This is a genomic window from Micromonospora sp. NPDC002389 (genome assembly GCF_040296095.1).
GTDB lineage: Bacteria > Actinomycetota > Actinomycetes > Mycobacteriales > Micromonosporaceae > Micromonospora.
The window spans coordinates 179,998-204,061 of the sequence record NZ_JBEOWP010000009.1 but is presented as its reverse complement, the minus strand read 5'-3'; the positions used below and the strand labels follow the sequence as shown (position 1 = coordinate 204,061).

Here is a 24,064-nt window from a genome sequence, read left to right as displayed (position 1 = left end):
ACCCGATCCCGTCCGCCCCCACGCATCGGGCCCGGTCGGTGCTGCATAGGGTCGCAGCATGACTGAGCGGAGCGTACGGGCCGGTTGCGGCGTGGCGGCGATCCCGCGCGTCGACGACGCCGGAGAACGTGTCGTCGTCACCCTGCGGTGGTGGCATCGTGACTGAGCGATTCGTGGTGGTGGGTGCCGGCACGATGGGGCTCGGCATCGCGTACGTGGCGGCCGGCGCCGGCCACGCGGTGGAACTGGTCGAGGTGGACCGGGAACGCGGCGCGGCGGCCATGACCCGGCTCGCCGAGCTGTGGGACCGGGGCGTCCGGCGCGGCAAGCTGACCGTGGCGCAGGCCGCCGCGAACCAGGAACGCGTCTCGCTGCGGGCCGGGCTCGCCGAGGTGGCCGCGGAGCCGCAGGTGATCGTGGAGGCGGTGCCGGAACGGCTCGACCTGAAACGGACCGTGCTTGCCGAGGCGGAGGCGCTGCACCCGGCCCTGCTGGGCAGCAACACCTCCAGCATCCCGATCGCCGAGCTGGCCGAGGGACTGACCCGGCCCGAGCGCTTCTGCGGGCTGCACTTCTTCAACCCGGTCTGGGCGATGGCGCTGCTGGAGATCGTGGTCGGGGCGGCCACCGCGCCGGAGACCACCGCCGCCGCCGTCACGCTCGCCGCCCGGCTGGGCAAGGACCCGGTGGTGGTACGCGACATGCCGGGCTTCGCCACCTCCCGGCTCGGGGTGGCCCTCGGACTGGAGGCGATCCGGATGGTCGCCGACGGGGTGGCCGACCCGGCCGACATCGACAAGGCGATGGTGCTCGGCTACCGGCATCCGGTCGGACCGCTGGAGCTGACCGACCTGGTGGGTCTGGACGTGCGCCTCGACATCGCCCGCACCCTCCAGGCCGCGTACGGGGACCGGTTCGCGCCGCCGCCGCTGTTGGCGGAGATGGTGGCGGCCGGCCGGCTGGGCAAGAAGTCCGGGCAGGGCTTCTACCACTGGGTCGACGGCGTGCGCGCGGACGGCACGGCGCGGACCGAGGCAGGCGGCGCCTCCGCCGACCGGGCGGGGACGACCCGATGAGCGGCGGGCTGCGGGTCGAGGAACGCCCGGACCGGCTGGTGGTCACGCTGGACCGGCCGGAGAAGCGCAACGCCATCGACGCCGACCTGATCGCCGCGCTGCACGAGGTCTGCGCCGACCTGGAGGCCCGCCCCCGGATGCTGCTGCTGACCGGCGGCACCGACGGGATCTTCGCCGGTGGGGCCGACATCGGCCAACTGCGCGAGCGGGGCCGCCTGGACGCGCTGGCCGCGATCAACTCGGCCGCGTTCGCCCGGATCCGGTCGCTGCCGATGCCGACCGTGGCGGCCGTCGACGGTCCCGCGCTCGGCGGCGGCGCCGAACTGGCGTACGCCTGCGATCTCCGGGTCTGCACCGAGCGGGCGGTCTTCGGCCAGCCGGAGGTGCGGCTCGGCATCCTGGCCGGTGCCGGCGCGACGCACCGGCTGCCGGCGCTGGTCGGCGAGGCCCGGGCCAAGGAGTTGTTGTTCACCGGTCGCCGGGTGGACGCTGCGGAGGCGTCCCGGATCGGTCTGGTCAACCGGGTGGTGTCGGGTCCGGAGGAGCTGTTGCCGGCCGCACACGAGCTGATCGACGAGATGGCGAAGGGCTCGGCGCTGGCGCTGCGGCTGACCAAGCTCGCCGTCGACGCACCGCCCGCCGCCCATCCGCACCTGGATCTGGTCAGCCAGGCGGTGCTCTTCGAGGACGACGAGAAGCACCGCCGGATGACGGAGTTCCTGGACCGGCGTCGCGGACGCTGAGACCGACCGCGAGACCACGACGGCCGCACCGGAGGGTTCCGGTGCGGCCGTTGCTGTCGGATCGGTCAGCGGCCCATCGCGGCCAGCGGCACGTCGGCGTCCGCCAGGGCCCGGATCACCGCGGCCGACTCACTGAAGCCGATGATGAGTACGGCGTCGGCGCCGAAGTCCTTGATCTGCTTGGCGCCGTCGTTGAAGTTGATCGGTGCGGCGTCGGCACCCTCGCCCGGCTCGTAGCCGAGCAGCTTCACCTTGTCGCCACCGAAACCGGCCCGCTCCAGCTCGGTCCGGACGGCCTCCTGGAGGCCCTCGCCGTAGGCGTCCTTACGGGCCACGATGGCGATCTTCTGCGGCCCGTCGCGGAGGACCACGTCGGCCAACGCCCGACCCTGCAGGCTGTCCGGCGGCGCGGTGCGGAAGTAGAGACCGTTGTCGTCCGCGTCGGTCAGCGACGCGGCGGTGTTCGACGGGGAGAACAGGATGAGTCCGGCCTTCACCACGTCGGGCAGGACGGCGGCCGAGATCCCGGAAGCACCGGCGCCGATGATCACGTGCACCCCGGCGTCGACGTGGCTGGCGATCGTCCGCTTGGCGACCGTCGGGTCGGTGCCGTCGTCGCCGTCGATCCAGACCACGTCCTCGCCGAGCACACCGCCGGCCGCGTTGATCTCCTTGATCGCCAGCGCCACACCGGCCGCGATCGGCGGGTACGCCAGGGCCAGGTCGCCGGTCTTGGGCAGCAGACCGCCGAGGACGAGCGGCGCGGTGCTGGTCTGCCGGTTGCCGCGCGGCGGTGACTTCGTGCTCGCGGCCGACTCGTCCCCGGCGCCGACGAACTCCGTCTTGGCGTCGTTGAGCTGCTGGTTGTCGAAGTGCAGGGTGGCGTAGCTGGCGGTGGCGGGCTCACCGGCGTCGGTGAACCCGGCGCGGGTGATCGAGACGCTGCGGTACTCGATGTCGTCGCCGTCGCTGGCCAGCCGCAGGCACCGGGCGGGGGTCTCGCAGCGGGTGCCCTCGTTGGTGACGCCGACGATCTGCCGGGCGATGGCCGCCGGGTTGGTGCTGCCGGCGAGCTCCGTAGCGAGGGCGCTGATCACCACCGCGTCGTACGCCTCGGCGGCGTAGAGGAAGTCGGTCAGCCCCGAGTCGATGGACCGTAGCCGGTTCTTGAAGTCCTCCGGCAGCGGAGTCAGGGGGGTGGTGCCCTTCATGCCGTCGACCAGGTTGGCGCGATCCTGCAACTCTTCCGGGTACGAGTTGAGCATGTTGCCGTCCGTACCGTAGAGGCGCACCTGGTCGGCGTTCGCCTCTTCGGCCTGGTCGTTCCCGCATGCGCTGGTGGCGAGCAGGAGGGTGGCGCAGGTGGCCAGGATTGCCGCCCGCGAGCCGCGTGACATGTGCATCGTCGTCCTTCCTACGGCGAAGGTCCGCTGCGCAGACTAACGTGCCGTGACGTTCCGTGGGACCGTGGAGGCCTGTCTATCCGCAGGTCGCCCTCGCTCATTACGGAGAGTGACCTTTGGTGGTTGCTTGACCGGGCCCCCTACCGTGCGGTGGGTGACCGACTCGCCACAGCAGACGTACGACGACGCCACCGCCATCCTCAGTTCGGCGCTCGACGGCGACTCCGACGGCGTGGTCGGGACATTCGACGCGGTGGTGGACCGGTCCGGTCTCGTCGGGGCGTACGACGTGGCGTGGTGCCTGGCCGCGACGATGGTCGGTGATCCGGTGCCGCCCGGCGCCTGCGCGCTCGACTTCCCCGACATCGACCAGGCCGAGTACGACGCCCGCTGGGTGGCCCGCTTCGTCAGCGCGTACGCCAACTCGGACCTGGACACGGCCCGCGCCCTGTTCGGTGCGGCGGTGGCCGACGGGCTGCTGCCGGAGTGCCTGCTGACCCTGGCGGGTTCGACGGTGGCCACCCTGCGGCACCGGTCGGGGTGAGTCGGTCCGCCCTGCGGTGCCGGGGCGCGTGAGCCGGAGCGCCCTGCGGAGTCGGGCCGCCACAATCGGCGGAACTGGTCGGGGCGACGTCCTCAGGTGCCGGACTGGACCACCGTGGTGGCGTACCGGGACAGCAGCTCGTGCCAGCCAGCGGTCAGCGCCTGCCGGTAGCCCTCGGCGGCTTGGCCGTGCCGGTCGAAGTGCCGGTGCGCGACCTCGACCAGGGTGGTGTCGGAGCCTTCCGGCGTGAACAGCACCTCGACCTCGCTGGCCTGCGCCGGGTCGGGCACCGGCGCGCGGTCCGCACCGATCTGCCAGGTGAACACCAGCCGCCGGGGCGGATCCCAGGTCAGCACCCGGCCCCAGTCGTTGCGGAAGCCGTAGGGACCGATCTCGTAGAGCATGCCGCCGGCCTGTTGCTCCATGCCCAGCTCGGCCAGGGCCTCGGGGCCGGACCAGGTGTACTCCGTCACCCACCAGTCGGCGAGCCTGCTGGTGAAGACCGCGTAGGCCTGCTCGGGGGTGGTCGGGACGACCAGGGCGCTGTGGATCGTGAACCGTTCGTGATCCTGCTGGATGTCGACCGGATCGGTAATCCCCTGTCCCATAGGCCCGGACCATACCGGCTGATGCCCGCGTGCGCAGCTTCCGGCAAGGCCGAGACCTGCCGGAAGATCCGTTTACGGGTTGATTCCAGTGTGCTGCGGACATCGGCGGATGGTGGCCCCCGGAGCGGGTATCCGCCGCGCGATGCCGCCCGGGGTGGTCCGGGCGGTGGGGCGGAGCGGAGACCATGGGCGAACAGCCGCAGGCGTCGGTACCCGGTGCCGGACACCCGCACGAGCCACGCCTCGGGGCGATGCACCGGGACCGTCCCGGCGGGGGCGGCGCCGAGCCTGCGGGGGCGGAGCCCGACGTCCTGCTGGACGTGCCGAGGGTGTCGGTCGACTCGATCCGGCTCTCCGCCGACGGGCTGGACGCCGCTCTCCCTGCGGGCCCGGGTGGCCGGCCTGCTGGAGGTCGACGCCGGTGCTCGCGTCCACCTGGAGGGTGTGGACCTGGACGTCACCGGGGCACAGGCCCAGGCCCTGCTCAAGGTACGCCTGGAGAAGCTGGTCACGATCCTCGACCGCGCGCTCACCACGATCGACCACAACCCGCAGGTGGTCGACGCGCCCCGACGGGCGGACGGAGCGGAACAGCAACCCGCCCGGTCGGCCGGACGCACCGGCCGTCCCGCCACCGACGCGGTGGGCGGTGCTGGGGCGGAGCACCCCGGCCACCGGGCGAGAGGTCCCAGGGGTGGACGCCCCGACCCCCCAGCGAGCGGCGCTCCGAATCGGCCCGCTGGCGGCCCGGTGGGCGGCACGGCGGTCGGGTACGCCACGGACCGCGCGGGCGGATCGCCGGCCGGTCGGGGTGCGGGGCCACAGGGGCAGGCGGTCGGTCGGACCGCCGACGGGGTCGGTGCCGCGCCGGATCCCGGGATCGGGGCGCCGGGTGGGGCCACCGATGATCTCGGGCAACAGGTGGGGGCGATCGGGGCGGTGGCCGACAGCACACCGGGTGGCGCCGGCCCGGATCGGGGCGGGCCGCGCGACGGGCGGCCGGACCGGGCCGAGGAGCCGGAAGCGGGCACCGCCGCACCGCCCGAGCCGTTGACGGCGCGCCAGTTGGCCGAGCAGACCGGGGAGAGCATCCTGCACGCGGGTCGCAGCGTGTGGGACGCGATCCAGAACGGATTGGCGCAACGCCGCCAGGACGACTGACCGCGTACCCGGGAAAGCAAGACGCCGACCTGCGGATCCGCTGGTCGGCGTTGCTGTAGCCCGGCGAAAGGCTATGTGGCCAGGGGCGGGGTCGAACCGCCGACCTTCCGATTTTCAGTCGGACGCTCGTACCAACTGAGCTACCTGGCCGTGGTGCTCGGCTCATGCTACCCGTCCCACCGGGTCCCCGTCGGGAGGGTCACATGCCCCGATACGCAGAACGCCGCGCGAGGTGCGCGGCGTCAGCGCTTGCGGTCCTGACGGGACTTGAACCCGCGACCTCCGCCTTGACAGGGCGGCGAGCACTCCAACTGCTCCACAGGACCTAGCTGGTGTTGCATCCGACCGAAGTCGGACCGTGCCCCCAACGGGATTCGAACCCGTGCTACCGCCTTGAAAGGGCGGCGTCCTGGGCCGCTAGACGATGAGGGCGGCCCCGCTATCATTGCACATTCGCAACGTGAGCGGACTTGCTCCCATCCGGCCCCGCCGGAGGCTTGGAAAGCATACGTGATGTCTCACCGGTCGGCCAAACCGGTATGGCTACAGCCACAACGTCTCGCAAAACCGCAGCTCAGAGCGGTGTCTAATCGAGCTTGGTGATGCCGAGGTCGCGCTTCAGGGCGGCGATCACCTTGGTGCAGGCGGCGAGCGTGGCGGCCCGATTGCCGCCGCCGTCGTGCAGCAGCACCACCGCTCCGGGCTTGGCGGTGCGCTTCACCCGCTTCTCGATCGTGGCGGCGGTCGGCCTGGCCCAGTCCTGCGGGTCCACCGTCCAGTGCAGCGACCGCATGTCCAGCTTCTTGGCGACCCGGACCACCTCGGCGGTCCACCGGCCGCCGGGCTGGCGGTAGAACGGGATCTCCGCGTCGGGTACCGCCCGCCGGATCTCCTTGTTCGTCCGGACCAGGTCGGCGCGGATCTCGGCGACCGGACGCCGGGCGAGGTCGAGATCGTGGTTCCAGCTGTGGTTGCAGAGCTGGTGCCCTTCCCGGACGATCCGCCGGAGCAGGTCGGGGTGCTTGCGGACCTGCTTGCCGACCACACAGAAGGTGGCGGTGACGCCGGCCTTCTTGAGGCGGTCCAGCACCTTGGGCGTCCAGGTCGGATCGGGTCCGTCGTCGAAGGTGAGAGCCACCCCCTCGGCTCCGGTGGTGCGGACCAGCCCGGCCGGCAGCTTCGCCGGCAGCGCCCGCAGCGGAGGCTTGGTCGGGGCCAGCGACGGCGTCGGCGTCGGCTCCGGAGGCAGGGCGGCCGACGGAGGAGGACTGGACGGGGACGCCTGGGGCGAGTCGCCGCCGCTGCCGCAGCCGGTGGCCAGCAGGACCAGGCTCGTGACACACGCGAGCAGGACACGGGTACGCATCGTTCGCTCCCGAGAGGGGTTCGGGTTCGACGGACTGCCCGACGCTAGTTCACCCGATTTGAGTGGACAAACGCCGGGTCAGGACGCCGCCGCTTTCCGTGCCGGCCGAAAGCCCTGAACGCGTACAGAGGGCTGCAAAGACCCTGAAAATTTCGATCAGGACGCGGCCGGACGGTCGAGCGAGTCGCGTACGGCGACGACGAGCGAGACCGCCTCGGTCAGATCGATCGGGCGGATCACCCCCGCCGGCAGGCTCTCGGCCCGCCAACCCGGCCCCGCCGCGAGCACCAGCAGGGGCCGGCGGGGCACGGTGAGCAGGGCGCTGAGCTGTGCGGGATCGGCCGTGGCCCGGGTGTGCGACCAGACCACCACGGCGGCCGGTCCGGTCCGGTCGATGGCGTCCAGCAGTGCCGCCACCGGGACCCGGGCACCGAGCATCCGGTGCCCGACACCGGCCTCGGTCAGCGCGGCGGCCAGCGCCTCCAGGGGCAGGCTGTGCTGCTCCTCGTCGGCGCAGGAGAGCAGGATGCGCGGCGGCCCGAGAGCGGGACGGGTGGCCGTCGCCGCGGCGAACGCCGCCGACACGCAACGCGACACCAGATGCTCCACCTCGATCAGCGCGGCGGTCGCGGCGTGCCGCTGCCCGATCCCGGCGAGCACCGGGCGCAGCAGTCTGTCCCAGGTGCCGATCACACCCTCGGTGGCCAGGCTGCGGGAGATCGCCTCGCTGATCGCGACCGAGTCCAGCCGCATCGCGGCGCGGGCCAGACCGCGCGCCGCCGGACCGGCACGGCCCACCGGGATGGTGCTGCCACCGCCGTCCCGTGCGGTCCTCGGCCGGGCGACGTCGCGCGCCGCCGTGGCCGGGGTCTGTCGGGCCCATCGCGCCGCCTCAGCCGGGCTGACCCCCTCACCGGTGAGCCGTCGCATGACCTCCAGCCGGGCCAGGTCGGCCGCCGTGTAGCGGCGGTGGTGCCCGGGTACGTGCTCGCTCGGCCCGAGGCCGTAGCGCTGGTGCCAGGTGCGCAGCGTGGTCACCGCGACGCCGAGTCGCCGGGCGACCGCCCCCGCGCTCAGAGCCTCATCGGCCACCCGACCGCTCCGACCCGTCGCCGGCCGAGGCCGAGGGGTGCAGCAGACGGTCCACCACGCCGGCCAGCCACGGCGCGTACGCGTCGGGGTCGCGGTCGAGCTCGGTGGTCAGTGCCGCGGGGTCGACCCAGCGCAGCTCGGCGACCTCGGCGGGCTCGGGTGTCAGTGGTGTGTCCGGCGAGAACTCGCCGCGCAGGACGTGGTCGTACTCGACCTCGACCCGACCGGTGGACGGGTCCTCGGCGCGGTACACGTGCACCCCGACCTCGGTCAACGCCACCGGACCGACGCCGAGTTCCTCGTGCAACCGGCGGTTGGCGGACTCGGCGACGTCCTCGCCGGGCTGCGGGTGGCCGCAGCACGTGTTGGCCCAGCGCAGCGGGAACCGCGTCTTCGCCGCGGCCCGGCGCTGGAGCAGGATCCGCCCGTCCGGCGAGACGAGCAGCACCGAGAAGGCGCGGTGCAGTTGACCGGGGGTCTGGTGGGCGGCGGCCACGGTGGCCGACCCGATCCGTCGGCCCGCGTCGTCGACCAGCTCGACCAGGTGAGCTTCCCGCGACAGTGACATCAGAGCCATCCTTCGTTCACCGGCCACCGCCGGTGATGCGGCCGGCGGCCAGCTTGCCGGAGATGAGCACCATAGGCACTCCGACGCCGGGCTGCGTGCCCGAGCCGACGAAGACCACGTTGGACAGCGACGGGTGCAGGTTGGACGGGCGGAACGGGCCGGTCTGGAACAGGGTGTGCGCGGCGGCGAACGGGGTGCCGGCAGCCATGCCCTGCTCCGCCCACTCGGCCGGGGTGACCGCCCGGAGCACCTCGACACCCGCGCCGAAGCCGACGTAGCCGCGTTCCTCGAGGGTGGCAACGAGCTGGTCGGAATACCGGGCGGTGAGGTCGCCGCGCCACTCGAAGGGCGCCCGTTCCAGGTTGGGCACCGGGGCGAGCACGTAGTAGGTGTGCCGCCCGGCGGGCGCGACCGACGGGTCCGTCCGGCTCGGGTTGGTGACCAGCAGGGACGGGTCGGTCATCAGCTCGCCGCGCCGGATGACCTCGTCGAACGTGCCCTTCCAGGAGCGCCCGAAATGGATGTTGTGGTGCGCGATGCGCCGGTATCCCTGGGTCGAGCCGACGTGCAGCACGACGCAGGACGGCGAGTAGGTCAGTCGGCGCTGCCGGGTCGCCGGCAGCAGGTCGCGGTAGGCCACCGGCAGGTCGGGGTTGAGGACCACCACGTCGGCGGGGACGAACTCGCCGTCGGCGGTCAGCACGCCGGTGGCCCGGCCGTTGGCGGTCTCCACCCGGGTCACCGTGGTGCCGTACTGGATCTTGACGCCGTGCTTCTCGGCGGCGCCGGCCAGCCCCCGGGAGACCGCGTGGATGCCGCCGCGCGGGAAGTAGACCCCGGCGACCGAGTCGAGGTAGGCGATGACCGCATAGATGGCCAGCGCGTCGTGCGGGGCGAGGCCGGCGTACATCGCCTGGAAGGAGAAGATGCGTCGGGTACGCGGGTCGCGGAAGAACTGGTCGATCTTGGTCTGGAGTCGCCGGAAGGCGCCGGTGGCGACCAGCTTGAGCAGGTTGGCGGTGAGCAGGTCGGTGGGGGCGTCGAGGTTGCGGTCGATGAAGTCGGCCCGCTCCAACCGCCACAGGTTGCGGGCGAAGTCGACGAACCGCAGGTAGCCGTCGGCCTCGCGGGATCCGCAGACCCGGGAGATCTCCGCCGCCATCCGGGCGGTGTCGGTCAGCACGTCGAGCGTGGAGCCGTCCGGGTAGTAGGCGCGGTACGCCGGGTCGAGCGGCATCAGGTCGACCCAGTCGGACAGCTCCTCGCCCACCGCGCCGAGCGCCTCGGCGATCAGGTCGGGCATGGTGAGCACGGTGGGGCCGGTGTCGAACTCGTAGCCGTCCACGCTGAGCCGCCCGGCCCGTCCGCCCGGCACCGGCTCACGTTCCAGCAGGGTCACCTGCCGTCCGCTGCCGGCCAGGTGCAGCGCGCAGGCCAGGCCGCCGAGACCCGCCCCGACGACCACCACCCGATCCGTACGCCCGTCCACGGTCCGCACCGAGAATCTCCCCATCATGCCCTCCGGTGAGTGGCCACCGCCGCGAGACCGGCCAGCGCCACCCGCGCGGTCTCGTCCACGGCGGCGGTGTCGAGCGCCGCCAGGGCCTCCTCGACCCGCTCGTCGATCATCCGCTCGATCCGGTCCACCGCACCGGTGTCGACGACCACCTCGGCCAGCCGGGCGACCTGGGGCCCGGTGACCGGCCCGCCGGTGCCGTCCAGCTCCCGAAGTTGGGCCGGAGTGGCCATCTCCCGGGCCAGTACGAGCAGCGTGGTCGGCTTGCCGGTGCGCAGGTCGTCACCGGCGGGCTTGCCGGTGGTGACCGGGTCGCCGTACACGCCGAGCAGGTCGTCGCGGAGCTGGAACGCCTCGCCGACGCAGAGGCCGTAGGCGGTGTACGCCGCGGTCAGCCGGTCGTCGTCGGTGACGCCGGCCAGGCTGGCGCCGAAGAGCAGCGGACGCTGGACGGTGTAGCTGGCGGTCTTGTAGCGGGCCACCCGCAGCGCCCGGTCGACCGACCAGCTCTCCGGGTCGGCCTCGCCGAGGATGTCGAGGTACTGCCCGGCGACGGTCTCCACCCGCATCCGGTCGTACCCACGACGCACCGCGAGCAGCCGGCCCGGGGGCAGGGCGGCACGGGACAGCAACTGGTCGGCCCAGACCATGCAGAGGTCGCCGATCAGCACCGCGACGGCCTCGCCGAAGCGGCCCGAGTCGCCGTTGCGGCCGGCGGCGGCGTGCTGGGCGGCCACCGCCATGTGCGCGGTGGGTCGGCCGCGTCGGGTGGCGGACGCGTCCATCACGTCGTCGTGCACCAGCGCGAAGGTGTGCAGCAGCTCCAACGTGGCCAGTGCGGGTAGCACCGGGGCCAGCGGTTCGTCGCCGCTGGCCGCGCCACGCCATCCCCAGTAGGCGAACGTCGGGCGGACCCGCTTGCCGCCGGCGAGGACGTAGTCACGTGCCGTTGCGGCGAAACTGCCCATCGCCGCGTCGATTTCGGTCAGCGCATCGACCTCGGCGGTCAGGAAGTCAGTGAGGGTCTCGTCGACGGCGGTGACGAGATCCCGGGTGTAAGCGGCCAGAACGGCCCGGATCGGATCGTCGTCCCCGACCGGCTGCTCAGGCCCCACGCGAAGCAGGTTACCGGTAAGTCGGTCGCTGGCCATGCGGCTGAGCGTACCCTAAGGTTTCAAGTTGCGTCGATTGGTGCGTCGATTTTTCGAGGAGGGCTCGTGGAGACGGATCTCAGCGCCGCCTACGAGAGGTGCCGTGAGCTGCACAAACGCCACGGGCGTACCTACTATCTCGCCACCCGCCTACTACCCGCATGGAAACGGCGTCATGTGCACGCCTTATATGGATTCACTCGGTACGCGGACGAGATCGTCGACCAGACAGAGGCGCTGCCGCCGCCGGCCCGTGCCGCCCGACTCGACGACTGGGGCGGCCGGTTCATCGCCGGTCTGCACGGCGAGCAGGTCGACGACCCGCTGCTGCCGGCGGTGCTGCACACCATCGCCGTGTTCGACCTGGACCGGGAGGACTTCGCCGCGTTCCTCAAGAGCATGGCGATGGACCTGACCGTGACCTCGTACCGCACCTACGCCCACCTGCTGGACTACATGGAGGGCTCGGCGGCGGTCATCGGCACCATGATGCTGCCCATCCTGGGCAGCTCCGCCCCGGCGGCGGCCCGGGAACCGGCCCGCCAACTGGGCTTCGCGTTCCAGCTCACCAACTTCGTCCGGGACGTCGCCGAGGACCTCGACCGGGGCCGGACGTACCTGCCGGAGGAGGACCTGGAGACCTTCGGGGTGACCCACGAGGACCTGCTGGCCTGCCGGGCGGCGGGTCGGACCACCGAGCCGGTGCGGGAGTTGATCCGGCACGAGGTGGCCCGCGCCCAGACCCACTACGCCGCCGCCGCACCGGGGGTGCTGCTGCTCGACTCCGCCTCGCAGGCCTGCATCCGCACCGCGTACGCGCTGTACGGCGGGATCCTCGACGAGGTGGCCGCCCAGGACTACGACGTGTTCGTCCGGCGGGCCACCGTGCCCCGGCGACGCCGGATGTCGGTCGCCTCCCGTGCCCTGCTCACCCCGGCCGGCACGCCGGTCGAGCTGCCCGGGCCCCGGCTGTCGTGAGCGCGCGTACCGCCGTCGTGCTGTTCACCCGCGACCTGCGGGTGCACGACCACCCGGCGCTGGCGACGACCTGTGCCGCCTTCGACCGGGTGGTGCCGTTGTACGTGCTGGACCCGGTGCTGACGCGACTGTCGCCCAACCGCACCCGCTTCCTGCACCAGAGCCTCGCCGACCTGCGTGACGCGCTGCGCCGGCTCGGCGGTGACCTGGTGCTGCGGCACGGCGACCCGGTGGCCGAGACGATCCGGCTGGCCGGGGAGGTGGGTGCCGAGGCGGTGGCGCTGTCGGCCGACGTCTCCCGGTACGCCACCCGACGGGCCGACCGGCTGCGCGCCGAGTGCGACCGGCACCGGCTGCACCTGCGCTTCTTCCCCGGTCTGACGGTGGTCGAGCCGGGGGCGACGAAGCCGAGCGGTGGTGACCACTACCGGGTGTTCAGCCCGTACCACCGGGCCTGGAGCGGGCAGCGGTGGCGCGAGGAGCTGGCCGCGCCGTCCCGGGTGCTGCTGCCGGGCGGGGTGGCGGTGGGCCGCCTGCCGGCGCTGCCCGACGGCGAGTCGCCGGACGCGGCGATGGGCGGCGAGACGGAGGCGCGGCGTCGGCTCGACCGGTGGATGCCGCACCTGGCCGACTACGGCGACCGGCACGACGACATGGCCGGTGACGCCACCTCCCGGATCAGCCCCTACCTGCGGTTCGGCTGCGTGTCGCCGCTGACCGTGGCGAACCGGGCCGGTGACCCCGCCTCGCCGTTCGTCCGCCAGGTCTGTTGGCGGGACTTCTACTACCAGGTCACCGCCGCTTTCCCGGACATCTCCCGGACGGCCTACCGGCGCGGCGCCACCGAGCAGTGGCGGTACGACGACGAGGCGATCGCCGACTGGACGGTGGGGCGCACCGGCGTGCCGATCGTGGACGCCGGGATGCGGCAGTTGCGGGCGGAGGGCTGGTTGCACAACCGGGCTCGCCTGATCACCGCCGGCTACCTGACCAAGTCGCTCGGCCTGGACTGGCGCGGCGGCTTGGCGGTCTACTCCCGATGGCTGCTCGACGGGGACGTGGCGAACAACTCGGGCAACTGGCAGTGGGTGGCCGGCACCGGCAACGACACCCGGCCGTACCGGGGGTTCAACCCGATCCGGCAGGCCGAACGGTACGACCCGGAGGGCGCGTACGTGCGGCGCTGGGTGCCGGAGCTGGCGGCGGTGTCCGGCAAGGCGGTGCACCAGCCGTGGCGGCTGCCCGAGGCGCTCCGCGAGAGCCTGGACTACCCACCGCCCACGGCGGCGCACGCGGTGGATCCGGTCTGGCTGCGCTGAGACGCGCCGCGTGGCCGGGTGGTCGGCAGACGACCGGTGCGCGATGCTGGCGGCATGGTGGAGCCGGAAGTCGTGGACGTGGTCGTGCTCGGCCTTGGCGTCGGTGGTGAGGAGGTGGCCGGGCGACTCGCCGAGGCGGGTCTCACCGTGGTCGGCGTCGAGCGGAACCTGGTCGGTGGGGAGTGCCCGTACTGGGGCTGCATCCCGAGCAAGATGATGATCCGGGCGGCCAACGCGCTGGCCGAGGCGCGGCGGGTCGACGGGCTGGCCGGCACCGCCCAGGTGCGGCCGGACTGGGCGCCGGTGGCGCAGCGGATCCGCGCGGAGGCCACCGACGACTGGGACGACCGGGGCGCCGTGGAACGCCTCACCGGCAAGGGGGCGCGCTTCGTCCGGGGCAGCGGCCGGCTCGACGGCCCGGGTCGGGTTCGCGTCGGCGACCGGGTCTTCCAGGCCCGGCACGGGATCGTGCTGGGCACCGGCACCGCACCGTCGGTGCCGCCGATCGACGGGCTGGCCGGTACGCCGTACTGGACGAACCGGGAGGCCATTGAGGTCGAGGAGTTGCCCAGGTCGCTGCTGGTGCTGGGCGGCGGGGCGATCGGCCTGGAGTTGTCCCAGGTGTTCGCCCGCTTCGGCGTACGCGTCACCGTGGTCGAGGCGTTCGACCGGGTGCTCGCGGTGGAGGAGCCGGAGGCGTCCGAGGTGGCCGCCGCCGCGTTGCGCGCCGACGGAGTCGAGATCCACACCGGGGTACGCGCGGCCCGGGTCGCGCACGGCCCGGACGGGTTCACCCTGCACGGTGCGGACGGCGCGGAGTTCACCGCCGAGCGGCTGCTGGTGGTGACCGGCCGCCGCGCCCGCCTCGACGAGTTGGGACTGGACACGGTCGGGGTCGACGCGAGCCGTCGGTACCTGGCCGTGGACGACCGGCTGCACGTCACCGACGGGATCTGGGCGGTCGGCGACGTGACCGGCGAGGGCGCGTTCACGCACATCGCCATGTACCAGGCGTCCATCGTGGTCGCCGACCTGCTCGACCACGTCCGGCGGGCGGACGGCGGCGCGGATCCGAGCGGCACCTCCAGTGTGGTCGGTGGCGCGGTCGGCGTGGCCAGTTCGCTGGCGGCCACCGGGTCGAGCGGCGTGGCCGGGTCGGTGCCCCGCGCCGACTACCGGGCCCTGCCCCGGGTCACCTTCACCGACCCGGAGATCGGCGCGGTCGGTCTCACCGAGCAGCAGGCCCGGGACCGCGGCATCAACGTGCAGGTCGGCTTCACCGAACTCGCCTCGTCCACCCGGGGGTGGATCCACCGCACCGAGGGCGCCGGGTTCATCAAGCTGGTCGCCGACGCCGACCAGGGGGTGCTGGTCGGTGCCACCTCGGTCGGACCGGCCGGTGGCGAGGTGCTCTCCGGTCTGGCGGTGGCGGTGCACGCGGCGGTGCCGGTGGCGCAGCTCCGGCACATGATCTACGCGTACCCGACCTTCCACCGGGCGGTGTCCGAAGCGTTGCGTGATCTGGGCTCCTGATCTGACGTACTGCGTCAGTGCGCGACAAACTGCTGTTCTGTTTTTGCAGCCTCAGAACGTAGGATTGCGACCGTGACGAAACGGTTGACTGAGGTGGCCCGCAAGGCGGGCGTCAGCGAAGCCACCGTGAGTCGGGTGCTCAACGGCCGCGGTGGCGTGGCCGAGGCGACCCGGACCGCGGTGCTCACCGCCCTGGACGTGCTCGGCTACGAGCGCCCGAGCAAGCTGCGCGGCGAACGGGCCCGGCTGGTGGGTCTGGTGCTGCCCGAGTTGCAGAACCCGATCTTCCCGGCGCTCGCCGAGGTGGTCACCGGTTCACTGGCGCAACGCGGGTTCACCCCCGCGCTCTGCGCCCGGACCATCGGCGGGGTCTCCGAGTCGGCGTACGTGGAGATGCTCCTCGACCACCAGGTCTCCGGGGTCATCTTCGCCGGTGGCTCGTACGCGTTGGCCGACGCCTCGCACGAGCACTACCGCCGGCTGACCGACCGGGGCCTGCCGGTGGTACTGGTCAACGCCGGGGTCGACGAGTTGGGCTTCCCCCGCGTCTCCACCGACGACGCGGTGGCGGTCGAGCAGGCGTACGGCCACCTGCGCTCGCTCGGGCACGAGCGGATCGGCCTGGTGCTCGGCCCGGAGGACCACGTGCCGTCGCGACGCAAGCTGGCCGCCCTGGGGCGGGTCGCCGGCTGGGGCGACGACACCGAGTTCGTCGCCCGGTCCAGCTTCTCCATGGAGGGTGCCCGGGTCGCCGCGACCAAACTGGTCGACCGGGGAGTGACCGGGGTGATCTGCGCCAGTGACGTGCTGGCCCTCGGCGCGATCCGCGCGGTCCGCCGGCTCGGCCGCTCGGTGCCGGGTGACGTCTCGGTGGTCGGCTTCGACGACTCCGCGTTCATGACCTGCACCGACCCGCCGCTGACCACGGTGCGCCAGCCGATCGAGACCATGGGGCAGGCCGCCGTGGACCTGCTGGTGACCCAGATCGAGGGCGGTGGTGTGCTCACCGACGAGTTGCTCTTCGAGCCGGAGCTGGTGGTGCGCGGCTCGACCGCGCCCGCGCCCGGCCGCTGACCCAGTCCTCCGGTCCGGAACGTCGGTCCCGGCCGACACCCACTGTCCGGTAACCCCGCGCGACCCGAGAGGCCGCCGACCGCTGCTCGCGGTCGGCGGCCTCTGTCGTCGTGGTGCCGGCGAGCAGCCGTGTCGATATCTCTCGACACAGAGTCGCCGAATTTCATCATCAGATCGAAACCTTGCTGGAATGAGTCGCCCTCGCTACAGTGACTCCACTCACACCCGGCCTCCGGTCGATCACATGGAGTCAGGGTGCGTGGCGGACACCGATCAGCAGCAGGCATCGCGGCGGTGGCGATCACCGCGGTTCAGCGAACTTCACGGCGACACTTCGTTCCCCGAAGGGATGGACAGATGTCCGTACCGCAGTACCGGAAGGCTGCGGCGTTGGCGCTCGTGGCCGGGCTCAGCCTCACGGCGTGCTCCACCAAGAGCGACGACGCCGGCGACGACGCGAGCGGCAAGGTCACCATCACCGTCGACTGTCAGCCGGTCGGCGCGCAGAAGGAACTGCTCCAGAACTGGAACGCGGACGTCGCCGAGTTCCAGCGGCAGAACCCCGACATCGTGGTCAAGAGCGTCAGCGTCGGCGAGCAGTGCAACAACCCGCCGGACTTCACCGCCCGCCTGGCCGGCGGCACGGTGACCGACGTGTTCTACGGGTACATGACCGATCTCCAGCAGGTGCTCGACTCCGGCCAGGCGATGGACATCACCGCGCACGCCACCGCCGAGACCATCCCGACCTGGGACAGCGTCGACCCGGCGCTCAAGGAGGTTTTCACCGACGATGGCAAGCTCTACGCCGTACCGGTGAAGAACTACTCGATGGGCCTGGTCTACAACAAGGTGCTGTTCCAGCAGGCCGGGCTCGACGTGAACAACCCGCCCAAGACGTGGGGCGAGGTCCGCGAGGCGGCCAAGAAGATCTCCGCGCTGGGCAAGGGGATCGCCGGGTACGCCGAGTACAGCGCCGGCAACACCGGCGGCTGGCACTTCACCGCACTGCTCTACTCGCAGGGCGGTCAGGTGCTGACCGAGGACGGCACGAAGGCCGCCTTCAACAGCCCCCAGGGCCGCCAGGTCCTACAGAACCTCAAGGACATGCGGTACGGCGACGACAGCATGGGCGACCGCCAGTTGCTCCAGTGGGGTGACCTGCTGACCAACGCCGGCGCGGGCAAGGTCGGCATGTTCGTCGGCGCACCGGACACCACCCAGGCGATCGTCAGCCAGTTCCAGGGCAAGTTCGAGGACTGGGCGATGGCACCGCTGCCCGGCCAGGACGGCACGGCGTTGGGCACGCTCGGCGGCGGCGAAGGCTACTTCTTCAAGAAGGACCTCACCCCGGAGCAGGTCAAGGCCGGTCTCAAGTGGATCGCGTACCAGAAGCTGACGCCGGGCAGGGGCCAGCTCGACTACGCCCGGGCCAAGCCGCAGAACTACCCGGTCGGTCTGCCGCAGCCGCTGCTGTTCACCAACGGCAGCGACGCCCAGAAGCAGGAACTCGAACTGCGGAAGGCGAACGCCAACGTGGACACCGCGAACTTCGCCATCTTCGAGGCGAACCCGGTCCCGATCAAGGGCGAACCGCGCAACGCGCAGGCGGTCTACGCGGTCCTGGACGCCGCGATGTCCGGGGTGCTCACCAACCGGAACGCCGACATCGATGCGCTGCTCAAGACGGCCGAGGACAAGGTCAACCAACTCCTCGCCGCGCAGGGCTGACCCGCACGGGCGGGGGTCGGCGAACCGGCTCCCGCCCCGCCCCGCCGTACCAGCCCGGTCGTCCCACCCCCACCAGGAGTTGCCTTGGCGATCACCTCTGCCCCGGCCGCCACCCGAGCCCCGGGGCGTACCAGCTCACCGGCCCCGGCCGGGCCGGCGCGATCGAGCCTCGGCCGCAAGGTCCGGGACAACCTCACCGGGCACGCGTTCCTGATCGGTGCGGTGCTCTGCTTCGCGGTCTTCTCCTGGTATCCGATGGTCCGCGGTGTGGTGATGAGCTTCCAGCGCACTCGGCGCGGCGAGACCACCTGGGTCGGCTGGGACAACTACCTGCGCATCCTCGACGACCCCAGCTTCGCCACGGCCTGGCAGAACACCTTCTATTTCACCGGCCTCGCGCTCGTCCTCGGGTACGCGGTGCCGTTCTTCGTGGCGATCCTGCTCAACGAGTTCCGGCACGCCCAGGGATACCTGCGGATCCTGGTCTACCTGCCGGTGATGCTGCCGCCCGCCTCGGCCCTGTTCCTGTTCAAGTTCTACGCGTACGACCCCGGAGACGCCGGTCTGTTCAACGCGATCCTCAAGGGGCTGGGTCTGCCGACCTCGCAGTGGATGCAGTCCCCGGAGATGACCGTGCCCGCCATGGTCATCGCGTCCACCTGGATGAACATGGGCAGCGCGGTGCTGATCTATCTGGCCGCCCTGCAGAACATCCCGGGTGAGCAGTACGAGGCCGCCGAACTGGACGGCGCCGGGATCTGGCGACGCATCCGGCACGTCACCATCCCGCAGACCCGACTGATCCTCGCCCTGCTGGCGATGCTCCAGATCGTCGCCACCATGCAGCTCTTCATCGAGCCGCTGATCCTGGCCAACGGCGCGGGCGCGGAGGACTCGGCGACCTCGGTCGCGTACCTGATCTATCAGCACGGGTTCTTCCAGAACGACCTCAACGGTGCCGCCGCACTCGGCGTGATCATGCTCGTCGTGCTGGCCGGCTTCTCCGCCGTCTACCTGCGGCTGACCGCGAAACAGGACTAGGACACGCCATGGCACCGGACTCCGGCACCCGTACCCTCATCTCGCAGGCGCAGCTCCGGCGTGGCCCCGGTCGGGCGATCTACTGGACGCTGCTCGCCGTCGTGGTCGTCGGCTTCACGCTGGTCTTCCTCGGTCCGCTCTACTGGATGGTCACCGGCGCGCTCAAGTCCGGCCAGGAGATCGCGCAGACCCCGCCGACGCTGGTCCCGCAGGACCCGCAGTGGCGCAACTACGTCGACGCGTGGCATCACCTGGCCCTGGCCAAGCTGCTGTTCAACACGTTCTACTACGCGGCCGGTGCGGTGCTGTTCCAGCTCGTCTTCGACACCGCCGCGGCGTACTCGTTGTCGAAGCTGCGGCCGGTGCTCGGCTCCGCGATCCTCGGCCTGATGCTGGCCACGCTGATGATCCCGGCGATGGTCCTGATCGTCCCGCAGTACGTGACCGTGATCGACCTGCCGCTCCTGAACATCAGCCTGCTCGACTCGCCGTTCGCGATCTGGCTGCCGCTGGTCGCCAACGCGTTCAACATCTTCCTGCTCAAGCGGTTCTTCGACTCGATCCCGGAGGACCTGATGTCGGCGGCCCTGATGGACGGGGCGTCGCCGCTGCGCACCCTCTGGTCGATCGTGCTGCCGATGTCCCGTCCGATCCTCGGCGTGGTCTCGATCTTCGCGGTGACCGCCGTCTGGAAGGACTTCCTCTGGCCGAAGCTGGTCATGCCCTCGCCGGAGACCCGGACGGTCAGCGTCGGCATCTACGCCTTCGCCGGCGGTACGCCGATGAACGTGGTGATCGCCGCCTCGGTGATCGCCGCGATACCGACGGTGGTCATCTTCCTGATCTTCCAACGGAACATCATGTCCGGCCTGACCACCGGCGGCCTCAAGGGCTAGCCCCCCAAACGCAGAAAGCAGGTGCTCGTGTCCCCAGCAGACAGCGGTCCGTGGTGGCGAGGCGCGGTGATCTACCAGGTGTACCCCCGGAGCTTCGCCGACGGCAACGGTGACGGCATCGGCGACGTGGCCGGCATCCGCTCCCGGCTGGGCCACCTCTCCGCGCTCGGTGTCGACGCGATCTGGTTCAGCCCCTGGTACCCCTCGCCGATGGCCGACGCCGGTTACGACGTGGCCGACTACCGCGACATCGACCCGGTCTTCGGCACGCTGGGTGAGGTGGAGGCGCTGATCGCCGAGGCGCACGCGGTCGGCATCCGGACCATCGTCGACGTGGTGCCGAACCACTGCTCCGACGCGCATCCCTGGTTCCGGGCCGCCCTGGCCGGCGGGCCGGACGCCCCCGAGCGGGAGCTGTTCTGGTTCCGCCCGGGGCGGGGCCCCGACGGAGACCGGCCTCCGACCGACTGGGTCGGCGAGTTCGGCGGCCCCACCTGGACCCGGACCATCGACCCGGACGGCCGCCCCGGTGACTGGTACCTGCACCTGTTCGCCCCGGAGCAGCCGGACTTCAACTGGGACCATCCCCGGGTCCGCGCCGAGTTCGAGGACGTCCTGCGGTTCTGGTTCGACCGGGGCGTGGACGGCATCCGGATCGACTCCGCCGGGCTGCTGGTCAAGGACGCCACGCTGCCCGAGGTGACGGCGGACCGGCCGCACCCGTTCCACGACCTCGACGGGGTGCACGAGATCTACCGGGACTGGCGGCGGATCGCCGACGCGTACCCGGGGGAGCGGGCGCTGATCGGGGAGGTGTGGCTGCCCGACCGGCAGCGGTTCGCCGCCTACCTGCGGCCGGACGAACTGCACGCGGCGTTCAACTTCGACTTCCTCGGCTGCGCCTGGGACGCCGCCGCGCTGCGGGAGAGCATCGACGGCACGCTGAACGCCCACGCACCGGTCGGTGCGCCGGCCACCTGGGTCCTCTCCAACCACGACGTCACCCGGCACGTCACCCGGTACGGCCGGGCGGACACGACGTTCAGCTTCGCCGCCAAACGCGAGGGCGTCCCGACCGACCTGGAACTGGGCACCCGACGGGCCCGCGCCGCCGCGCTGCTGTCCCTGTCGCTACCCGGCGCCGCCTACGTCTACCAGGGCGAGGAACTGGGGCTGTGGGAGGTCGAGGACATCCCGTACGAGCTGCGTCAGGACCCGATGTGGGAGCGGTCCGGACGGATCGACCCGGGCCGGGACGGCTGCCGCGTACCCCTGCCGTGGTCCGGTGAGTCGCCGCCGTTCGGCTTCAGTCCGGACGGCGTGCAGGCCACGCCGTGGCTGCCGCAACCGGCCGACTGGAAGGACCGCACCGCCGAGGCGCAAGCCGGCGACGACCGGTCGATGCTGGCGCTGTACCGGGCCGCTATCGCCGTCCGCCGGGCCGAACCGGCGCTCGGCGACGGTCCGATGGCCTGGCTGCCCGCCCCGGACGGGGTGCTGGCGTTCCGGCGGGACCCCGGTTTCGCCTGCGTGGTGAACCTCTCCTCGGTGGCGGTGCCGCTGCCGCCGCACACCGGGCGGCTGCTCGCCAGCGGGCCGCTCGACGACGACCTGCTGCCGCCGGACACCGCCGTCTGGCTGCGGACCGCGCCCGAATCCGCCTAGGCCCGCGCCCGGTGTCGGCGGCTCCGTCCCGCCGCCGACACCGGCCACGGGCCGACACCGACGAGGAGGTGACCGCAACACCGGCACCACCACCACGGGGGGACCTGGCCACCTGAGGAAAGGGAGAGCGCCGCTCATGGCCGACCACACCGTCCCGCACCACCCCCACCCACCCGGGCACCGGTTCCGTACCGCGCTGGCCGCCCTCACCGGCACCGCCCTCGCCGCCGCCTCCATCACGGTCGTCACCGTTGCCGGGACCGCGACCCCGGCGCGCGCCGCCGGGCTCAGCCCGTTCGACATCGTCGGTCGGGGCGCCACCGTCGCGTTCGTGGAACACGAGGCCGAGAACGCCGCGCACACCGGCACCCGGATCGGCCCGGACCGCCGCTACGGCACGCTGCCGTCGGAGGCCAGCGGCCGGGAGGCGGTCACCCTCGACGCGGTCGGGGAGTACGTCGAGTTCACCCTCACCGCACCCGCGAACGCGGTGACGTTCCGCTACAGCCTCCCGGACAACGCCGCCGGCACCGGCCGGGATGCCACGATCGACCTGCGGGCTAACGGCACCCTGGTCAAGCCGGTGCCGGTGACCTCGAAGTACGGCTGGTACTACGGCGGTTACCCGTTCAACAACAACCCCGGCGACGTCAACCCGCACCACTTCTACGACGAGGCCCGGACCCTGTTCGGCACCACCTACCCGACCGGCACGAAGATCAGGCTCCAGGTCTCGTCGACCGCGCAGTCACCGACGTTCACCATCGACCTGGCCGACTTCGAACTGGTCGCCGCGCCGATCACCAGACCGGCGAACGTGCTCGACGTGGTCACCGACTTCGGTGCCGACCCGACCGGCGCGACCGACTCCACCGCCCGGTTCCAGGCCGCCGTCGACGCCGGAAAGGCCCAGGGGCGTACGGTCTGGATCCCGCCGGGCACCTTCACCCTCTGGGACCACGTGGTGGTCGACGGGGTGACCCTGCGCGGGGCGGGCCCGTGGCACTCGGTGCTCGGCGGCCGGCACCCCACCGACCGCAAGCGGGCCGCCGGCATATACGGCAAGTACGTCACCGGCGGCGGCTACCGGGGCGAGATCCGGCCGCACGAGGCGGGTGGGCCCAGCCGCAACGTGGTGCTGCGTGACTTCGCCATCATCGGGGACATCCGGGAACGCGTCGACGAGGACCAGGTCAACGCCATCGGCGGGGCGATGTCGGACTCGGTGGTGGACAACCTCTGGCTCCAGCACACCAAGGTCGGCGCGTGGATGGACGGGCCGATGGACAACTTCACCATCCGCAACAGCCGGATCCTGGACCAGACCGCCGACGGGGTGAACTTCCACTGGGGTGTCACCAACTCCACGGTGACCAACACGTTCGTCCGCAACACCGGTGACGACGCGCTGGCGATGTGGGCGGACACCGTGCCGAACGTGGGCAACTCGTTCACCCGCAACACCATCGGCGTGACCGTCCTCGCCAACCACCTGGTCACCTACGGCGGCCGGGACATCCGGATCACCGACAACGTCACCGCCGACTCGGTCACCAACGGTGGTGGCATCCACGTGGCCAACCGGTACACCGGAGTGCAGGGGCCGACCGCCGTGGCCGGCACGATCACCGTGGCGCGCAACACGCTGATCCGGAACGGCAACTCCGACTACAACTGGCGGTTCGGGGTCGGCGCGATCTGGTTCTCCGCGTTGAACGAGCCGCTCCAGGGCGCGTCGATCCAGGTCAGCGACACCGACATCCTCGACAGCTCGTACGCGGCGCTGCACTGGATCGAGGGTGCCAGCAGCGGCATCAGCTTCACCAACGTCCGCATCGACGGCACCGGCACGTACGCGCTCCAGGTGCAGGCACCGAGCCAGGTCTCCTTCACCAACGTACGCGCCACCGGCGTCGCCCAGCCCAACCCGATCCACAACTGTGTGGGCAGCGGCTTCCAGATCACCCAGGGGGCCGGCAACTCCGGCTGGTACACCGCCACCCCGTACTGCGGTCCGTGGCCGGAGCCGCAGTGGGGTGGCGGCCCGACGAGCCCACCGCCCACCACCCCGCCACCCACGACCCCACCACCCACGACCCCACCGCCGACCACACCACCCCCGACCACGCCGCCGCCCGGCGGGAACCTGGCCCAGGGACGGCCGGTCGTCGCGTCCAGCCACAACCAGACCTACCAGGCGGGCAACGCGGTGGACGGCAACCCGGGCACGTACTGGGAGAGCGCCAACAACGCCTTCCCGCAGACGCTCACCGTCGACCTCGGGACCGCCCGTCGGGTGGGTCGGGTGGTGCTCAAGCTGCCACCGTCGTCGGCCTGGCAGACGCGTACCCAGACGGTGTCGGTGCTCGGCTCGACCGACGGCACCACCTGGACCACGCTCGCCGCCTCGGCGGGCCGCACCTTCGACCCGGCCACCGGCAACACGGTGTCGATCGGCCTGTCCGCCGGTGACCGCCGGTTCGTGCGGCTCAGCGTTACCGGCAACACCGGCTGGCCGGCGGCGCAGATCGCCGAGTTCGAGGTCCACGCCACCTGACCCGTGGGTGGGCCCCGCACGCCGAAGCGGGGCCCACCCACG

The 24,064-nt window shown here is 71.9% G+C and carries 20 protein-coding genes and 3 tRNA genes; 13 read left to right on the top strand and 10 right to left on the bottom strand.

Annotated features, from left to right (window positions below; translation table 11 throughout):
• Positions 1 to 158 precede the first annotated feature (158 nt).
• A complete protein-coding gene (locus ABT008_RS19195; protein WP_350697570.1) occupies positions 159 to 1,076 on the top strand; it encodes a 3-hydroxyacyl-CoA dehydrogenase family protein in 918 nt (305 codons plus the stop codon).
• Positions 1,073 to 1,819, top strand: coding sequence for an enoyl-CoA hydratase/isomerase family protein (locus tag ABT008_RS19190; protein ID WP_350697569.1), 747 nt, complete (start codon positions 1,073 to 1,075; stop codon positions 1,817 to 1,819). Before ABT008_RS19195 ends, ABT008_RS19190 begins: the two co-directional genes overlap by 4 nt.
• Positions 1,820 to 1,884: 65 nt before the next feature.
• Here ABT008_RS19190 and ABT008_RS19185 read toward each other — a convergent pair whose 3' ends face one another.
• On the bottom strand, positions 1,885 to 3,222 hold the full coding sequence (locus ABT008_RS19185) for an ABC transporter substrate-binding protein (RefSeq protein WP_350697568.1): 1,338 nt from the start codon (positions 3,220 to 3,222) through the stop codon (positions 1,885 to 1,887).
• Positions 3,223 to 3,376: 154 nt separating this feature from the next.
• Here ABT008_RS19185 and ABT008_RS19180 point away from each other — a divergent pair, with 154 nt between their 5' ends.
• Positions 3,377 to 3,766, top strand: coding sequence for a hypothetical protein (locus ABT008_RS19180; protein ID WP_350697567.1), 390 nt, complete (start codon positions 3,377 to 3,379; stop codon positions 3,764 to 3,766).
• Positions 3,767 to 3,858: 92 nt separating this feature from the next.
• Here ABT008_RS19180 and ABT008_RS19175 read toward each other — a convergent pair whose 3' ends face one another.
• The gene (locus tag ABT008_RS19175; RefSeq protein WP_350697566.1) at positions 3,859 to 4,374 is read right to left on the bottom strand and encodes an SRPBCC family protein; all 516 of its coding nucleotides are present in this window, start codon (positions 4,372 to 4,374) and stop codon (positions 3,859 to 3,861) included.
• 393 nt (positions 4,375 to 4,767) lie between these two features.
• On the opposite strand from ABT008_RS19175, the gene ABT008_RS19170 reads away from it, so the two are divergent.
• A complete protein-coding gene (locus tag ABT008_RS19170) occupies positions 4,768 to 5,535 on the top strand; it encodes a hypothetical protein (protein ID WP_350697565.1) in 768 nt (255 codons plus the stop codon).
• Between the two features lie 76 nt (positions 5,536 to 5,611).
• Here the strand turns inward: ABT008_RS19170 and ABT008_RS19165 are convergent.
• From ABT008_RS19165 to ABT008_RS19130, 8 genes are all read right to left on the bottom strand, one after another.
• Positions 5,612 to 5,685, bottom strand: a tRNA-Phe gene (locus ABT008_RS19165).
• A gap of 102 nt (positions 5,686 to 5,787) precedes the next feature.
• Positions 5,788 to 5,861 (bottom strand) — tRNA-Asp (locus ABT008_RS19160).
• A gap of 33 nt (positions 5,862 to 5,894) precedes the next feature.
• Positions 5,895 to 5,967, bottom strand: a tRNA-Glu gene (locus ABT008_RS19155).
• 154 nt (positions 5,968 to 6,121) lie between these two features.
• Complete coding sequence (locus tag ABT008_RS19150) at positions 6,122 to 6,901, bottom strand: polysaccharide deacetylase family protein (protein WP_350697564.1); 780 nt, start codon at positions 6,899 to 6,901, stop codon at positions 6,122 to 6,124.
• Positions 6,902 to 7,057: 156 nt separating this feature from the next.
• Positions 7,058 to 7,993: a MerR family transcriptional regulator gene (locus ABT008_RS19145; protein WP_350697563.1), complete on the bottom strand. Its 936-nt coding sequence runs from the start codon at positions 7,991 to 7,993 to the stop codon at positions 7,058 to 7,060.
• A complete protein-coding gene (idi, locus tag ABT008_RS19140; RefSeq protein WP_350697562.1) occupies positions 7,983 to 8,561 on the bottom strand; it encodes an isopentenyl-diphosphate Delta-isomerase in 579 nt (192 codons plus the stop codon). The genes ABT008_RS19145 and idi overlap by 11 nt, the downstream gene beginning before the upstream one ends.
• A 16-nt stretch (positions 8,562 to 8,577) precedes the next feature.
• A complete protein-coding gene (gene crtI / locus ABT008_RS19135; protein ID WP_350697561.1) occupies positions 8,578 to 10,074 on the bottom strand; it encodes a phytoene desaturase family protein in 1,497 nt (498 codons plus the stop codon).
• Entirely contained in the window at positions 10,074 to 11,228 is a 1,155-nt protein-coding gene (locus ABT008_RS19130; RefSeq protein WP_350697560.1) for a polyprenyl synthetase family protein, read from the bottom strand. The genes crtI and ABT008_RS19130 overlap by 1 nt, the downstream gene beginning before the upstream one ends.
• A gap of 66 nt (positions 11,229 to 11,294) precedes the next feature.
• On the opposite strand from ABT008_RS19130, the gene ABT008_RS19125 reads away from it, so the two are divergent.
• The 9 genes from ABT008_RS19125 (at position 11,295) to ABT008_RS19085 (ending at position 24,022) form a co-directional block, all read left to right on the top strand.
• On the top strand, positions 11,295 to 12,206 hold the full coding sequence (locus tag ABT008_RS19125) for a phytoene/squalene synthase family protein (RefSeq protein WP_350697559.1): 912 nt from the start codon (positions 11,295 to 11,297) through the stop codon (positions 12,204 to 12,206).
• Complete coding sequence (locus ABT008_RS19120; protein ID WP_350697558.1) at positions 12,203 to 13,525, top strand: cryptochrome/photolyase family protein; 1,323 nt, start codon at positions 12,203 to 12,205, stop codon at positions 13,523 to 13,525. The genes ABT008_RS19125 and ABT008_RS19120 overlap by 4 nt, the downstream gene beginning before the upstream one ends.
• Positions 13,526 to 13,582: 57 nt before the next feature.
• Positions 13,583 to 15,058 carry a dihydrolipoyl dehydrogenase family protein gene (locus tag ABT008_RS19115; protein WP_350697676.1) on the top strand — a complete coding sequence of 492 codons (1,476 nt, stop codon included), beginning with the start codon at positions 13,583 to 13,585 and terminating at the stop codon, positions 15,056 to 15,058.
• A 72-nt stretch (positions 15,059 to 15,130) separates the two neighbouring features.
• Positions 15,131 to 16,132: a LacI family DNA-binding transcriptional regulator gene (locus ABT008_RS19110; protein WP_350697557.1), complete on the top strand. Its 1,002-nt coding sequence runs from the start codon at positions 15,131 to 15,133 to the stop codon at positions 16,130 to 16,132.
• Positions 16,133 to 16,489: 357 nt separating this feature from the next.
• Complete coding sequence (locus tag ABT008_RS19105; RefSeq protein ID WP_350697556.1) at positions 16,490 to 17,863, top strand: ABC transporter substrate-binding protein; 1,374 nt, start codon at positions 16,490 to 16,492, stop codon at positions 17,861 to 17,863.
• A gap of 84 nt (positions 17,864 to 17,947) precedes the next feature.
• Entirely contained in the window at positions 17,948 to 18,904 is a 957-nt protein-coding gene (locus ABT008_RS19100) for a carbohydrate ABC transporter permease (RefSeq protein WP_350697555.1), read from the top strand.
• Positions 18,905 to 18,912: 8 nt separating this feature from the next.
• A complete protein-coding gene (locus tag ABT008_RS19095) occupies positions 18,913 to 19,800 on the top strand; it encodes a carbohydrate ABC transporter permease (protein WP_350697554.1) in 888 nt (295 codons plus the stop codon).
• A 27-nt stretch (positions 19,801 to 19,827) separates the two neighbouring features.
• A complete protein-coding gene (locus ABT008_RS19090; RefSeq protein ID WP_350697553.1) occupies positions 19,828 to 21,465 on the top strand; it encodes a glycoside hydrolase family 13 protein in 1,638 nt (545 codons plus the stop codon).
• A gap of 136 nt (positions 21,466 to 21,601) precedes the next feature.
• Complete coding sequence (locus ABT008_RS19085; protein ID WP_350697552.1) at positions 21,602 to 24,022, top strand: discoidin domain-containing protein; 2,421 nt, start codon at positions 21,602 to 21,604, stop codon at positions 24,020 to 24,022.
• Positions 24,023 to 24,064: the final 42 nt, after the last annotated feature.